This is a genomic window from Nocardioides sp. Z43_10, assembly GCF_059766615.1.
On record NZ_JCBAJY010000001.1, the window covers coordinates 551,777 to 566,301 of the forward strand.

The window sequence follows — 14,525 nt, forward strand, 5'->3', positions numbered from 1 at the left end:
GAACCCGAGTGGGATGTGGGCGGCGTGTCCTCTGTTCGAGACGAAAGGTGGGCAGCCGATGGTTGAGTCGTACCTTGATCGCGAGATCATGCCCGAGCGACCAGATGGCCTCGCTCAGCCGCACCCGTTGATCCCGAAGGCGACGGCGCGCCGGGGCACAAGGCGAATGTCGGCTGAAGTGCGCGCGGTGGCGGGGCCGACCCTGACGCGTCGGCGGGCGGCGGAGTTGATGGCAACGGGGAAACTCGATCCGGGCCGCTGCTCGGTGGTGTGGAACTTGCGGAGCGGACCGGTCACTCACCCGATCGCGCAGGTTCGGATCCCCTCCCTCGACTCGTTGTTGCCGGTGCGCAGGATCGGCACTCACAAGCGGGCCGAGAGCCAGATCGCCTGGCTCCCGGTGATGCGTGGTGGCGAGGTGACGATTCTGGAACTGGAGTCGCTTCTGGAGTTGCATCACGCCATCGAGTTGAGTCTCGACCCGCGCGTAGACACGCTGCTGGCTCAACCGTTCTTGATGGTGTGGCGCCACAAGGAAGGCGCGATGGTCCACGTCCCTGACCTCGCCGCACGGATCGGTGGCCAGTTCACCGTGTTCGCAGTTAAGCCGGACGATCGACGAGAAGGGGAGCGGACGCGGCGGCTGTTCGATTTCGTTGGCGAGACCTTGCGACGTGGTCGAGTCGAGTTCCGCGTGATGGGCTCGATGACCCCGCAGCGCAAGGTGAACCTGGCCCGGATCGGCAGGTACCGCTGGCCAGATCACAGGCTGCAACGCCTCCTGGAGGTCGTGGGGCCGCGCGCCCCTCGGACGGTCGGGGGCCTATGCCGACTGGTGAACGACCACTTGGGCATTAGTGCGGATGGCTATCCAGGTACCGCAGGACCTGCCGAGATGGTCGGAGTGGACGTTGCGCTCTATGCGTTAGCCCACGGTTGGGCACGGGTCGACCTGGAATCTCCGTTGCAGGTGGCTACGAGACTGACGTGGGCGATTCGGGCAGTGGCATGACCGACAGCGCAGAGGTGAGCCTCGCCCCCGACAGTCTCGTCCAGTCGCTCGTCGGACCGGGCGCCCGGATCCTTGGGGCGCGGCTGGACCGCGGTGAGTTGAAGGTGGCGATCGAACGCGACGGCGAGGTCGAATACGTCTCGCCCCAAGAGGTGATCCGTCAGGAGACAGTCGTAGTCCGCGACATGGCACAAATCGCTCCCTTCGGTAGCCATCACGAACACATCGCCTGGGTGCCACCGTCGAAGAGGACCGAGGCGTTGGAGATGGAGTCCCATCTCGTCGACATCCTGTATGGGCGCCCGCAGACAGCAAGTGCGCCGAAGGGACCTTATGACGCGGAGAGCACCACGCTCACGCAGCGTCGGGCCGCGAAGGTCGAGGAACTGGGCATCAGCCAGGCGACGATGACGCGGCGTCTGCAGGACTATCAGGAGTCCGGAGTGTTGGGCCTGATTCGGCACGCGAGTCGTCTACTGCAGGCATCTGGTGCCTTGGATGTCGACCCTGAAATTCTCGCCGCGGTCCGGGAGTTCGTATCGGCTCGTCTCCTCGACAGCCGCAGGGACCTTCTCAACGACTACGCCCTGGCGATTGAGGACTTGCGGCGGCGCGGGCTTGTCACCATTCACCCGGAGGCGGGGGGCTCGCTGCCGTATGCCAAGGAAGTCCTGCCGTTTGCGAAGTTCAAGAAGATGGTGCGGCACCTGAGCCGGGGACGGAATCCTCGGACAGCGAAGACTCGTCAGCAACAGGCGAACCGGCCCTTAGTGATCAGTCGCCGACATCGCGCCTTCGACTTCAACGACCGGGTCGAGATGGATTCCACGCCGATCGACCTTCTGGTGCGCGGCCCCAATGGTCCGATCCGGGTGCATGCGGTGTTCGCGATCTGCACGGCTACTCGCTACCTATGGGTTCGGTTGGTCGCCGGGGCACCCCGGGGGCGGGATCTGGCGTTGTTGCTGTGGGACATGGCTGGCGGTGAGTCAGCCATGGTCCCGGGCAGCCCCATCGGTGCCGACGCCGTCCCGAATCTGCCGCGCCGCGAACTCATTCTCAACGCCTGGCGCAACGCCAGCGAGCCGCCACCGTCATTGCCGGGCTGTGTAGTGCTGGACCACGGCTCAGAGGAGGAGAACGGCCGCCTCCTGCGCTACCTGGCCCAACTCGGCATCATCGTGATCTGGGCAAGAACCAGGAATCCCGACGACAAGCCCTTTGTTGAGTCGTCGATCCACGGGTTCGGCGCATGGTGCCAATTGCTCTTCGGGTACAAGGGAAACACGGTCGAGAACAGATTCGCGGTCGATCCGGATCCTCAAGCGCGGCCGACGATGGAAATGCTGAACGCCGCGCTCCGGGTATGGCAGCACCGCCACGTCAACACCCCGCACACGGGCCTTCCCCACCCGCACCGACCGGGACACTTCCTCACCCCCATGGAAGCCGTGCTTTCGTCGGTGACGCGCGGGATCCCAGTCCGGGGATTCACCGATGCGACCCGCGCACTGGGGCTTCTTGAGCACAAGAGGCTGACCCCCCAAGATGACGGCTTCACGATCGGGCGCCGCCGCTACACCGGTCCCGGCTACGAAGACGTGATCCAAGCCAGCCTCGACCGCAGCGGACGACGTAGCCCCGTGACGGTCTACTACGACCCCAACCGTCCAGGCCGTCTCTACTGGCCCACTCCCGGCACTTTCGACGTGCATGTGTTCACCACCCCCGAGGAAAACCCCGACGTGGTGATGCCCTTCGCTGATGTTCGGGACGACTGGCTCGCCGCGGTCCAAGGGACCAAGGAACCCTCGGGTAACCGGCAGGCAATGGAGCGAGCACGCCTCCTTGCTGCGATGAACGAGGCAATGGACGAAGTCAGGGACTATGACAACGTCGTGCCCCTTTCTTCGGATCTGCCCGGACCGATGCTGCGGAAGCAGCGCTCCACGTTCGGATGGGATCTGACCAACGAGGCGGACCTGCTCGGCGACGCTGAGGAGGACGAGCGATGAGGGCATTCTCCTACTCCCAACTGGACCGATGGCGAGAGTTCCACGAGTTCCGCAACGGCCCACCGCCCGCGGACGAAACGGGCCTGTATGCCTGGATCCACGCCCTGCACGTGCCAGGCCCGTTCGAGGCCAGGATCGCGGCCGAATTCGACAGAGTGCAACGCCAACACACCGGCAGCAACGAGGCCTGGCTCGGGGTCAGTGGGCCTGCTCACCTGGGCAAGACCCGCGCGGTCACCAACATCCTGCTGAACCGCGCGATGACGCAGCCCGACCGATGGCGAGCGAGGTCACGAGCGGGCGGCCTGAATACGCCGTACGTGTACGTGGAGGCCGCCTCCAACCAGGAGGCCCGCGGACTGCTGGCCTCGATCGCGCGCGGCTGCGGTCTGCCCGACCAGGGAAGCGAGAAGGACCTGCACGGCATGCTCACCGCGGTGCTGCCGCAGTTGGGAACTCGTCTGATCGTGGTGGACGACGCCCAGATGTTCCGTCGCCGAAGCGAAAACGCGTCTCGTGTTACCGACGGACTCCGCGTCGCGCTTCACCTGCCGGTGCCTTTCGCGTTCGTCGGAATCGACCTTCATGCATCCGCACTCCTGTACCGCAGCACCCGCAATAACGACACCGCCCGCCAACTGGAGCGCCGCCATATCCCCCTGGTCCTGACACCACTGGACCCCTCAGAGAGTCGCGCGGCGATGCGATTGATCGCTGAGTACAAGAAGAAGATCACCCAGATCCCCGGTCTCGACGTGACGGCAGTTTTCACCGACCTCACGGCACTCGCCCACGTCGTCGGCGCGTGCGACGGCCGCCCTGGCAGCCTGTTGGCCGCACTTAAGCGCGCCACCGCTGAAGCCCTTGCCACCAACGCAGGCACCCTCACCGCCGACCTCCTGGTCGCCGAGGTCGAACACCCAGACCTGTCCACGGCCTCGGAAAGGGCCTGACATGACCGCCGGGCAGGCCTCACAGACACGTCCCGGTTTCGTGCCACCTCCGCTTGAGGACGAACCGCTCGACGGATACCTGGAGTACGTAACGCATCGCCTCCAGTTGCCGCCCGGCGTGGTCCGCGCCCACTTCGGTCTACCCCACCGCGAATTACCCGCGGTAGTGCAGGGCCTCACTGATATCGAAGCCCTACAGGTGGCTGTGGCCACCGGTTGGCCGGTGAGCCAAGTTCACGCCATGTCCTTGCGCCGTTACGCCGCCGCGGGATTGGCGCCCACCCTGAACGTGGGAGGGGGAGGGCCGGGCCCATGGCTTCGACGCAGGGGATCACGATTCTGTCCTGCATGCCTGCGTGAACGCGGCGGCCGCTGGCGGTTGTCCTGGCACCTGCAATGGACTTTCATCTGCCTGGACCACGTCACCCTCCTCGACGTCGCCTGCCCAGCCTGCGGACGACCGCCGCGAACACGACGCAGTGGCCATCCCCTGAGCACGGCGTCCAACCACGCGGACACAGAACGCATGGCTGGGACATGTGCGTGCGAGATGGCCCTCCTCGCCACCGCAGATCTCCATCGCGACCCATCCGAGGCGGATCTCGATCAGCGCGTCCCCGAACCGCTCCTGAGGGCACAACAAGCGATCACCGAACACATCACCACCCCCGGTCGAGTGCCCTACCTCGGGCTCGAACGCCCCAGCATCGAATGGGTGCACGACCTGGCCGCGCTCACGCGACTCATCGCGGTCAACGCCCCACACGACCACATCCCCGGCACCTACGCCGAGGTGATCGAAAGCGCCAACGGCTGGCCGCAAGACCATCCCGAAATGGCACTGCTACGGCATCTCATTCGGCACTGGGGACGCCACTGGCGCCTGGAGGCGTACACGGCACCCGCGGCCCGCTTCACGCAAGCAGGCTCGTCCCGGGTCACATTCTCGATCTTCGCCACCGTCGCAAGCACGATCCTTGCCGTCGGGTCCACCGAGCTCGCCGCTGATCTGCTTACCCGCCTCCTGCCAGCCGAGAACCGAAGAGCAGCGGCGTTCCAGAGTCGCGGTCGAGGGATCTCCTGGCCCCTTGCCCAAGCACTCTGGCTCGGCGAACACCACGTTCCACCCTCACGCGCTAGGACGATCAGGCTGGGCGGGGACCGCTTCCGCGCCGATGGAACCGAACGAGTCCCGCTGGACCCCGCCCGCATCCCGACCCGTCCCTGGCCGGCGGTGCGAACGGCCCTGCCGTGGACGAACCGAGATGGATTCACGGGCCTAACGTTCACCGCGGCTTTGCTCTGCGCGGTGACCTCACGTCCCCTGAGCGTTGCCTGTGACCTCATCGGCCACAAGTCGCACGCATCCAGGGTGGCCTACGAGACGCGCCGGTTCTTCGCAATCGTTGCCGAAGCAACCGGTGGAGACGTCTTCGATGACCTGCTGGCACTTCACGACGCCATCACCACCGGCACCGTCCCGATCGACTATCAGCGCCGCCGCCTGGTATTCGCACGACCCGTCGCGCTGGCCCAGCGGACAGCAACCAAGGCAGCACGAGACCTCGGTCTGCGACCCACCCCGCGACTCGCCCGCTTCATGTCCTGGTGGATCCACGAACAACTCACCGGCAACGACATCTTGCTCCACCCGAACCTGCTCCTGCTGCCTGGTGCGATCCGCTCGCTCTACGCCAGCCAACGCGCCCAATGGGATGCCGAACCCCCGCCTGCGCTGCTGCGCCGAGCCGAACATGCACTCCTCGTCAATTGCATCGACGAACCCATCACTTGGTCACCGGCCCTGGCCCCGGACGGCACATGGACATGTCCAACACCCGATCGGACCCGGCAACTGGACTGGACCAACCGGCGACCGCGCGCCATGGCTCGTCCGACCCGGCGCGTTACCCAGGGACTGACCCTCGAAGAAGCACTCGTCTTGGGCAGATCTGGCCAGTCCGCACGAACCGACCGCCTCGCGCGCATGCTCGCCCGCTTCCACGCTGTCGTCGAAGCACCGACCATCGCCGCCGCCGCCAAGAGTCTCAACATGAGCCAAGCGACGCTCAGCCGTGTTATCGCCACCTTGGAAGCCGAACTCGGCATCGCCCTGTTCACCCGGACCCACCAGGCCAACGTGCTGACCGAGCGCGGTCACCGACTCCACCGACTACTGCGCACGCAGCCCATCACCCATGTCAGCCCGGCCCGCGTCCCACGGCCAGATCGCACTCCAGCAACTAGCGGAACGAAGGATTGACATGCCCGCCCAATGGCACGGTGAAGGCGCCGCCCGGCCCCCCCGGGCCTCGATCCGCATCAACCGGACTCGGGAGCACGGCAAGGGGCATGAACCGGCAGAAGATGTCCCCGACGACCCCGAAGCCCTCCAAGTCCATCTCAGCCTTGCACAGCCTTCAGGCGAGCGCGTGGCCTATCTGCGCGACTACTACGTCGACCACCCGACGTCGGTCAGGGATGCCCCGGCGTGCATTGATCAGTGCAACGAGTACATCGAGTTCACGATCGAGGGTTGCTGGGTGTGCGGCGCCGGGGTCCAGCCCCACCAGCAGGCGTGCCCGATTCACTAGGCACCGACCGCCGACACATAAGCACGCGGACGTCCCGACGGAACACCCGCACAACGGCGCCCCGCAGCCGCCATCCGAAATCCCGATCTGTGACGACCTTATGAGGGCCCGGTCATGACCACTACAGCCCGCACCATCCAAGTCCCGAACCTCCCCAGCGCGCCTTCCCACGCCCCCGCAGGCTGGGCCGACCTCATCGATCAGGCCATCGAACTACTTGACCGCGAGTACTCCGATGCGTGGGAACTGGTCCAGATCAAGCAGAAGTGCGGCGGACTGCGCATCTACTACACGCCACTCGGAGCGGCCGGCGGACTCCAAGATGCTGCTCGTCCGGCGATCGGCGAGATCGAGGCTCGCTCCTATCAAACCTGCGACATCTGCGGCGCGGCCGCCAGCGGCGTGACCGAAAAGTACACTCGCCGAACACGATGCGGAGGACACCATCGAACCGCGGACGTCGACCTCGACATCGTGCAACGGCCAGTCAGGCAACTCAACGCACGGATGGGCTGCGTCTGGCTGGTCGAAACACGGGATTCCAGCCACCGCTGGGACCTCGACAATATGACCTATACCGCACGGCCCGGGGCCAGCAGCGGCTCTGTTGGCACGCGGTTCGACGGCAACGACATGCCCATCACCCGAGTCGAGGCCTGGCCAACCATCGGCGAATCCTTCCTCGTCTGGTTTGCCGACCCCGAGGACCCCGATCTCACCGAGCACGTTCGGATCTCATCGCCCGTCCGATGCATCGATCGCATCGAGGCAGGCCCACTTTCGACAAACGCAGCCATCGCAACCATCGCGGATGGCGCCGAGGCTCTCTGCCCAGTACCGAGCGGCCGAGCGGACACCCTGTACGAGCATGGGACTCAGCCCTACACACGGCCGAGGCCGCTTCCTTTGGGCTGCGCGGATCGAGGTCTCTTGTGATGGGTGGAGGAGACGACCTCATTGCCCTCGCAGGCGATTGGCACGGCAACGGGGTATGGGCCCGCCCGGATCACGAGCCTCTGGGGGAGCGGGGGGTGACGACGATCCTGCACGCCGGAGATCTGGGGATTTGGCCGGGTCCGAGGGGCAAGAAGTACCTCATGGGCATCGACAAGATCTGTGCCGCGTGTGGCGTCACGATCTACGTGACAGCGGGGAACCATGAGGATTGGCCGCGGCGGCTGGCCATGAAGCCTGAGCAGCGCAACGACCTCGGCCCGAGGCTGTGGCTCACCGACCACGTGGCCGCGTTTCCCAGGGACCTGGCCGGGCACCGCTTCGAGATGGGCGGTCGCTCCTTCGTGAGTCTTCCGGGCGCGCCGTCGATCGACTTCGAGGACCGGTCTCGCGGTACTGATTGGTGGCCCGAGGAGATCATCCCGCGCAAAACCGCCGAGCAGGTGGCAGCCGATGGCTACGCGGACGTGATGATCACCCACGACAGCCCGGACCATCCCTGGCTGACACCCATGGTCGCCCAGATCTGCGCAACGAATCCCCTCGGCTGGTCACGCCCGGCGCTGTCGTACGCCGCTGTCGGACGCGGCCGACTGACCATTGCGTTCCTCGGGGTACAGCCGCGTGTCTTGGTGCACGGGCATTATCACGTGCCCGACGAGGCTGTCGTAGACCTGCCGGACCGCGGCCACGACTGCCGGATCGTCAGCCTGGCCCGCGACGGGATGGACGGCAACGTCGCCCTCCTGGACCTAAGCACACTGGAGCGGGCATGAGCGACGAGAATTCGCTGCTCGACCAAGTCGCCCCCCTGTGGTCGGAGACGTGCGTCCGCAAAGCACTGCGAGTCTCTGCCGCGGACCTGGGCCAGCGGCGCAGGGCGGGCTTGTTACTCGGTCTGCGGAGCACCGACGGGGACTTCTTCTACCCGGTGTTCCAGTTCGAGAAGGCCGACGGCAAGACCCGAGTGAAGTCCGCGCTGATCGGCTTCCTGATAGCGCTGCGTGAGCACGACCCGTGGACGGTCGCAGTCATGCTCACGTGTGAGGCCGACGAACTCGACGGCCTCACCCCGCTCGACTGGGCGCGGCACAGCCGAGACTCGGAAGCCCTGGAGAACTACGCCCGCGCGCTGGACATTGAGTGGTCACGATGAGCGCGTCCCACCTCACCGAAACACTGCGCCAGATCCGCGGCCTGCACCAGCGGATCGTCGTGGACTGCGCGGGCTGTGGGATGAGCGGACCGTGGGGGTCGTGCCTGGAGGAGCCCACATGCGAGCAAGTGCTCGGCGCCTGCAGCGTGTGCGGTGGCCTTGAGTGGCCCTGCCAGACCGTCGCACTCATTGACCAGGCGCTCGAACTCGACCCAGGAGACGGAAGATGACAGAGGTCGAGCAACTTCCCCAACAGGTCACTGGTACCTGGAAAGTCACCACCGCGCACGGGACGACGACCCACTTCGACTTCGACGACGCCCTGTTCCACCGCAACCCAGCCGCGCGGCCGGGTCGAGAGCCCAACCACTTCGTCGGCGACGGCCAGTGGAACCGGCTCGGACTCGGACCGGTCGCTTGGCGTAGGGGCGAGCCGAGCCCAGGCAGGATCCGCGTCGGGTGGGGGATGGTCTACGGCATCGGCCTCAAGGATGAGATCTACTCGACCGAGGTCGTCTCCATCCGCCCGGTCAGTGACGACGAGGCCCCGCCACCGAACCCCGTGCGCATTGAGCACAACGACCCGGCCGAGGCCCCCGACTGGGAGTCCGCGCCGGACCTCCGCGCCTACGAGGTCTTCGGGTCCTGGGACACCAACGGGATTCGTGGCAGCGGCCCCACAGCCGAGGCAGCGATCCAGATGTTCGCCAGCGAGTTCAACGAGTGGCTCTGGGAGCGCATCAAGGACGGCGACGACACCCGGACGATGCGGTGGTGGATGAGCAGACTCGACGATGACCGCTCCGTCCTCACCTGGTTACGAACGTACCTCTCAGAAACGGGGGAGTTGGGACTCCTATGACACTTTCGTGGTCTGGTCTCCCGCCGACCGGTGGCTCGGGATGCGCCATGGGCGGGCCTACCCCGACATCGATGGCGCCCGGCTGGCGCGACCGTGTGAAGATGCAGTTCGCCCGCCGCCCAACGTGGGTCCACAAGCCGTGCGACGCTTGCTGCGGACTCGATCAGCCCTTCTCGATGCCAGAGTCCCAGGACGACCAGTGACCGGGCCAGTCTGGGGCGATCCTGGGACACGCTGGGTCATCGACACCGCATCCGGATCACGACATCTCTTCGCCTTCGGTGAAGGCACGACCTACGTGCGCCTGCCCGACGAGACCAACGCTGGTCCGGACCCGAACACCCCGGATCGCTACTGGAGCAGCACGCTGCGCAGCGACGGCGAGGCGCTGGCCGTCATCGGCGATCCTCCCCAGCCGGCCGTTGGCGAGCGGTACGAGTTCTGGGTCACCGGACTCGACCCAATGGCCGTAGGGACGCTGCGGTCGACGACGCCTGTGGTCGGCTTCGCCCTCATCCGTGGAACGCCTGGCACCGAGCGCGGCGCCCCGTGAACAGCCGGAGGAGCGGCGCGGCCCTCTCCAAATTCCTGGTGTGGTGCGCCTCCGTGGTGGCGTCGAGCCAGACGAGCGTGCTCGGTTATTGACCAGTGCCAGGGTGTGTGCGGGTTGAGGACCGGGGCCAGGCGACTCTTCAAGTGTAGGAAAGTGGCCTGCCGTATACGAAATTTGTATAGGGCCCTATAGATGTGAATGAGTTGGTGCTATCGGGCGCGACAGGATTCGGATGAGCGAATATGAGGTGTACGGTCCAATGGACTCAAGGCCCCGTGCGAAACGGCCAGGAAAGGCAGCATCGTCGCTGGAAAGCAGTCACGTCGACGTCTATGGGCAGGCGCCCTGAGTCCAGGGGCATATATGCGGGTCGAAGTCGGGCTGGGTTAGTCGCTGCCTCGCCCAGTGGGGGGTCGTCGCCTCCCACCCGGCGGAAAGCCAACGAGCGAGTACGAGAACCGACACCTGGGTGGCACCTGCGGCCCGTGCAGCGAGGGCAGCGGAGGTTGCGTGGCCACCACCGGTCCAGGTGTCGTCGATGACTAGGACGTGCTCGCCGTCCGCGTTTGCACTAGCGGTGTAGTGACCCCGGCTGACCTCACGCGGGTTGGACGCCGAGGCAGTGGCAGTCAAGGTCACCTCGGTTGCTGCGGGGCGCGCAAGTTTGCCGACGATGTTGTTGAGGGCGTGCTTTGGATGCCCCGGTTTCGGCGGCAATGATGGAACTGTCGCCCAGGCCGAGACGGGAGTGCCCGTTATGTGGCCAGGACACGCGACGTGCCCAAGGAGGCCGAGCGCCGACATCAGGGCGACGGTCTGACGATGGACGCCCGAATGGACGTGGGGGTTCTTGTATCCGCGCATGACGTGGCCCGACTGGGTGACCGGGTCGAGGTAAGTGCCGTAGGCCATCACTCCGAGCAGATCTGGCCCGTCGGCGTACGCCAACAACGTGCTGCAGCGGCCGCAAATCGCTGCGGACACGATGGGGGTGAAGCAGCGTGTGCATGTCCCCTCGAGAATGGGGTTGCGTAGGAAGCCACCCGCTGTAGCCGACAGCGCTCGTTGAATCTGCGCGACGCGGGCGTCTGTCACAGACCGGCGCCCAGGAGGCCATGTAGAAGTCGGTTGACTGCATTCTCCTTGTCCAAGATCGCGCCTATGTGCTCCATTGCCTCGTTGTGCCCGTGTGCGACGTAAACGCCAGGGCGCTCGACGAGCGCTTTGGCCCATAGGTTGTCGTTCACGACTTGATCGGTAAGGACGACCGGGCGGCCGTGTTCGACTGCCATACGAGCTTGAGCACGTGCGCCGCTCTTCTCGCTGGCCTGCACTACGACGGTAGCCCGGCCGTAACCGGACATGACGGCGTTCCTCATCAGGAAGTTGTGCTGCTGGGGAGGCGCGTCTGGCCAGAACTGAGACAGGACTAGACCCTTGTCCATGATCTGCTGTTGGAGAGCCCGATTGGTTGCCGGGTATTGCTTGTTGATGCCGGTTCCGATCACTGCGACGGTGCGTCCACCAGCCGCAAGTGCAGCGGTGTGGGCGGCTGCGTCGATGCCCGCTGCGAGGCCTGACAGGACGGTCACTCCCATGCGGGCGAGCGCATCGGCGATGGCGGTTGCGATTTTGAGTCCTCGGTCGGAGGCCTTACGTGACCCAACTACTGCGATGGCGGGGTCGTCCGCCCTGAGTTCTCCAGCCGCGAAGAGGAAGGGCGGGGCTTGGTGAATCTCGCGTAGTCGGACCGGGTAGTCGTCATCGAGAATCCCGACCATCACGTACCCCGCGCTCGCCCACGAGTCCACGTCCGTTATCGCCTGATCGTAGGCAGCGCTGAGGGTGGGATCGGGTAGCAGCGATTCGCCGAACTTGTCTTCCCAGACGGCGACCGCGCTGCCCTGCTCCAGGACCCGCTCAGTCACCGATGCCCATCGCTCTCCTCGGCTGAGTGTTCGAAGCAGCGCGACTAGCGCGACATGTTCCTCATTGGCCGTGGTCATGTGGTCAGCGTAGGTCAGTCTTCGTGAGCCGAGCTCCACCTAGTCACCTCCTGGGGCTGTTGGGGACAGACTCCCATCGACCGCCGACGCTGCCGCTGACTACAGATCATCACGCGCACAGCACGCACGCGTCGCTCCTCCACTCCCTACCGCAACGATCCTGATAGATCGTCTCGGTGCTTCCGAAGTGATTGCTCGGATTGAGTTGGCGTCCGAGCGTAAGGACGGTGACGTGCACAGCCCCGGACTCCTTCAGCGCTGCGGCGGTACTTGCGGCGGAGGATCCTGAAGTCCAGGTGTCGTCCAGAAGCAGCACCGAAGCGCCCTGCACGTTCACGCCGCGGACTTCGTACGCCCCTGGCTTCAACTCGCCACGCCCGGGGCGAGCGGTGCGCATGTCACGCACAACAGCACCAGAGATCCAGTTGAACCGTTTTGCTAAGGCGTCGCCCTTAACGCCTTGCAGCAGCAGATCGAGATGGCTGAACGACCGGTGCGTGTTGTTCGACGGCACGATGGTGGCGATGTCGATGCCTAGGGCGTCTCGGTCGATGCAATCGGCATGCTCCTGAATGAACGTGAAGAGCAGGGATGCCAGGGGAGCGCCGAGCCATCCGACTCCGCGATCCTTAAACGCATGCAGCATCGACTCCAAGCCGGAATCGACGCTGTATGAGGCCGGAACGAGCGAGTCGATCACATCCCCGTAGATGCCGCAGTTCCAGCAGGTCGGCCATGTGCTGCCGTCGTCCCGATAGGTGCATGCCCCGAAGCATCGCGCGCAGCTCTGTTCGTGCACAGGCGCGACCGGAAGAAGGGTGGCGTCCTGCTGCTGCATCCAGTTGAGCCAACGCCCAACAGTCTTGGGGCCGTCGCCGTCCGGACGTGCGAAGTTGCGGTATGTCACCGTGCCACCTCCTGCTTCAGCGGAGGGTATGGCGCATAGGCGCGACACCGCATCCAAACCGGAAGGTTGACCGGCAGGCGACGACTGCACCATCCCGTCAGGCGCACGAGACGGGCCACGTACTCGCCGCTTGTCGTGCTGCTATCCGCGAGCCCAGGGCTTTGGGTTCTCGCGGAGGGTCTGCTCGGTGAGGAGCATCGGGCCAAAGTCGTGGCGGGCGCTGGCGATGAGGTCGGGGTCTGGTTGTTGGGTGTAGAAGGCGTGGGCGTCGCGGTGGCGTACGAGGTGGCGTTGGTCGCCCAGAGGGGTGATGTCCCAGTCGGTGAGGTCGTGGGCCTTCTCGAGGTGGGCGTCGGTGAGGACCTGGACGCCGTGGGCGTCGACGGCGTAGGTCTCCAGCAGGTGGTAGATCCGCTGCGCGATATCGACTGGAGGGTGCGGACCGGGGCCGATCTTGAAGTCTTCCCAGGTGTGTGGCAGGGCTCGGGTGGAGCGGATGAAGGCCTGCCGGACGATCCCGCGCTGGGCTACGACGGGTGCGAGCAGCCGGCCGATCAGTGCTTCGAGGTCCAGGCCGGGCGCGCCGCACTGCTGCACGACGGTGCCGTGGACGCTGAACTGGATGTCGGTGAACTCGCCCCGGCGTGGCCCCACGGTCCGCAGGCCAGCCCTGGTCTTGGGGTGTGCCAGAGCTGAGCGGAGGAGGGGCGCGACGTCGGGTCCGGTCTCGAAGGTGTGCAGCTCGCGGCGCACGTAGATCCGGGCGCGGTCACGCTGTGCCCACTCGACTGCCTGGGTGACGATCTGGCGAGTGAGGTCCTCGGGCACCAGCCATTCGGAGCGGGCCTGGTGGGTGGTGAGCGTGCTCTCCTCGACAACCTGGTAGGCCACGAAGCAGGCGGGGATCCACGGTGAGTCGAGGGGGGAGGGGAGCCCGGCCGGGTGTCGAGCCTCGGGTGCCACGCCCAGGGTCCCGCTCAGGCCGGCGGCCTCAGCGTGGCGGGTGAAGGAGTCCATCCAGGCCTCGAACGCCGGTGGGGTGCCACCCTTGTCGTCGAGGGCGGCGACGGGGCCCTTGTTGGAGGCGCCGACGCACACGACGCCGATCTCCTCCTCCAGCCCGGCCGCGTCCATGTCCTGAGCAGCCAGCTCGAGCACGCCTTCGAAGAGCGTGACCACGTCCACGTCCGAGTCCGCTAGCGCCTGGTCGGGTCGGAACTCCAAGAACAGCTCCGACCAGTCCGTGCGCCGCCATGCCCGCTGCAGCTTCTGCCGCTGCACCTCGACCTCGCCCACGTGCGCCCCCTAACCCGTCCTGAACAATCGGTTCCCGATCGGGGCAAATAATAGACACACCGCTCGACGGCCCGATATACATCTCGCGACCCAGCCTCAACGCAGGGCTGACAGCATTCACCGGGGGTTCCAATGCGCTATGTCATGCCCATGCCGCGATTCTGTGCCGCGCTGGTCGCAATCGTGCTAGCGGTTGCTGGGTTAGTGATTACTCCCC

At 65.8% G+C, this 14,525-nt stretch carries 13 protein-coding genes and 1 pseudogene; 11 read left to right on the top strand and 3 right to left on the bottom strand.

Annotated elements, in window-relative coordinates:
- Positions 1-58: 58 nt before the first annotated feature.
- The 11 genes and pseudogenes from AC6EI4_RS02635 (at position 59) to AC6EI4_RS02685 (ending at position 10,099) form a co-directional block, all read left to right on the top strand.
- Positions 59-1,012, top strand: a complete 954-nt coding sequence (locus tag AC6EI4_RS02635; RefSeq protein WP_498450477.1) for a hypothetical protein — start codon at positions 59-61, stop codon at positions 1,010-1,012.
- Positions 1,009-3,027 carry a hypothetical protein gene (locus AC6EI4_RS02640; protein ID WP_498450478.1) on the top strand — a complete coding sequence of 673 codons (2,019 nt, stop codon included), beginning with the start codon at positions 1,009-1,011 and terminating at the stop codon, positions 3,025-3,027. The genes AC6EI4_RS02635 and AC6EI4_RS02640 overlap by 4 nt, the downstream gene beginning before the upstream one ends.
- Positions 3,024-3,980, top strand: a complete 957-nt coding sequence (locus AC6EI4_RS02645) for an AAA family ATPase (RefSeq protein ID WP_498450479.1) — start codon at positions 3,024-3,026, stop codon at positions 3,978-3,980. The genes AC6EI4_RS02640 and AC6EI4_RS02645 overlap by 4 nt, the downstream gene beginning before the upstream one ends.
- Before the next feature lies 1 nt (position 3,981).
- Positions 3,982-4,401: pseudogene (locus AC6EI4_RS02650) on the top strand (TniQ family protein); the annotation flags it as partial.
- Between the two features lie 129 nt (positions 4,402-4,530).
- Complete coding sequence (locus AC6EI4_RS02655; protein ID WP_498450573.1) at positions 4,531-6,243, top strand: helix-turn-helix domain-containing protein; 1,713 nt, start codon at positions 4,531-4,533, stop codon at positions 6,241-6,243.
- Between the two features lies 1 nt (position 6,244).
- On the top strand, positions 6,245-6,574 hold the full coding sequence (locus AC6EI4_RS02660; protein WP_498450480.1) for a hypothetical protein: 330 nt from the start codon (positions 6,245-6,247) through the stop codon (positions 6,572-6,574).
- A gap of 114 nt (positions 6,575-6,688) precedes the next feature.
- A complete protein-coding gene (locus tag AC6EI4_RS02665; RefSeq protein WP_498450481.1) occupies positions 6,689-7,510 on the top strand; it encodes a hypothetical protein in 822 nt (273 codons plus the stop codon).
- Positions 7,510-8,304, top strand: coding sequence for a metallophosphoesterase (locus tag AC6EI4_RS02670; RefSeq protein ID WP_498450482.1), 795 nt, complete (start codon positions 7,510-7,512; stop codon positions 8,302-8,304). Before AC6EI4_RS02665 ends, AC6EI4_RS02670 begins: the two co-directional genes overlap by 1 nt.
- Positions 8,301-8,684: a hypothetical protein gene (locus AC6EI4_RS02675; RefSeq protein ID WP_498450483.1), complete on the top strand. Its 384-nt coding sequence runs from the start codon at positions 8,301-8,303 to the stop codon at positions 8,682-8,684. The genes AC6EI4_RS02670 and AC6EI4_RS02675 overlap by 4 nt, the downstream gene beginning before the upstream one ends.
- A 226-nt stretch (positions 8,685-8,910) precedes the next feature.
- Positions 8,911-9,546 carry a hypothetical protein gene (locus tag AC6EI4_RS02680; protein WP_498450484.1) on the top strand — a complete coding sequence of 212 codons (636 nt, stop codon included), beginning with the start codon at positions 8,911-8,913 and terminating at the stop codon, positions 9,544-9,546.
- Between the two features lie 199 nt (positions 9,547-9,745).
- The gene (locus AC6EI4_RS02685; protein ID WP_498450485.1) at positions 9,746-10,099 is read left to right on the top strand and encodes a hypothetical protein; all 354 of its coding nucleotides are present in this window, start codon (positions 9,746-9,748) and stop codon (positions 10,097-10,099) included.
- A gap of 1,091 nt (positions 10,100-11,190) precedes the next feature.
- On the opposite strand, the gene AC6EI4_RS02690 is transcribed toward AC6EI4_RS02685, so the two are convergent.
- The 3 genes from AC6EI4_RS02690 to AC6EI4_RS02700 all read right to left on the bottom strand — a co-directional run bounded on the left by AC6EI4_RS02690 (position 11,191) and on the right by AC6EI4_RS02700 (position 14,308).
- Positions 11,191-12,105 carry a DNA-processing protein DprA gene (locus tag AC6EI4_RS02690; RefSeq protein WP_498450486.1) on the bottom strand — a complete coding sequence of 305 codons (915 nt, stop codon included), beginning with the start codon at positions 12,103-12,105 and terminating at the stop codon, positions 11,191-11,193.
- A 109-nt stretch (positions 12,106-12,214) separates the two neighbouring features.
- Positions 12,215-13,012 (bottom strand): hypothetical protein, encoded by a 798-nt coding sequence (locus tag AC6EI4_RS02695; RefSeq protein ID WP_498450487.1) that lies wholly within the window; start codon positions 13,010-13,012, stop codon positions 12,215-12,217.
- Positions 13,013-13,153: 141 nt separating this feature from the next.
- Positions 13,154-14,308 carry a hypothetical protein gene (locus AC6EI4_RS02700; protein ID WP_498450488.1) on the bottom strand — a complete coding sequence of 385 codons (1,155 nt, stop codon included), beginning with the start codon at positions 14,306-14,308 and terminating at the stop codon, positions 13,154-13,156.
- Between the last annotated feature and the right edge of the window lie 217 nt (positions 14,309-14,525).

Excerpts from the sequence above, each read along its gene's own strand:
- AC6EI4_RS02635 (WP_498450477.1), top strand. The coding sequence starts at position 59 with ATGGTTGAGTCGTACCTTGATCGCGAGATCATGCCCGAGCGACCAGAT.
- AC6EI4_RS02640 (WP_498450478.1), top strand. The coding sequence starts at position 1,009 with ATGACCGACAGCGCAGAGGTGAGCCTCGCCCCCGACAGTCTCGTCCAG.
- AC6EI4_RS02645 (WP_498450479.1), top strand. The coding sequence starts at position 3,024 with ATGAGGGCATTCTCCTACTCCCAACTGGACCGATGGCGAGAGTTCCAC.
- AC6EI4_RS02655 (WP_498450573.1), top strand. The coding sequence starts at position 4,531 with ATGGCCCTCCTCGCCACCGCAGATCTCCATCGCGACCCATCCGAGGCG.
- AC6EI4_RS02660 (WP_498450480.1), top strand. The coding sequence starts at position 6,245 with ATGCCCGCCCAATGGCACGGTGAAGGCGCCGCCCGGCCCCCCCGGGCC.
- AC6EI4_RS02665 (WP_498450481.1), top strand. The coding sequence starts at position 6,689 with ATGACCACTACAGCCCGCACCATCCAAGTCCCGAACCTCCCCAGCGCG.
- AC6EI4_RS02670 (WP_498450482.1), top strand. The coding sequence starts at position 7,510 with ATGGGTGGAGGAGACGACCTCATTGCCCTCGCAGGCGATTGGCACGGC.
- AC6EI4_RS02675 (WP_498450483.1), top strand. The coding sequence starts at position 8,301 with ATGAGCGACGAGAATTCGCTGCTCGACCAAGTCGCCCCCCTGTGGTCG.
- AC6EI4_RS02680 (WP_498450484.1), top strand. The coding sequence starts at position 8,911 with ATGACAGAGGTCGAGCAACTTCCCCAACAGGTCACTGGTACCTGGAAA.
- AC6EI4_RS02690 (WP_498450486.1), bottom strand. The coding sequence starts at position 12,105 with ATGACCACGGCCAATGAGGAACATGTCGCGCTAGTCGCGCTGCTTCGA.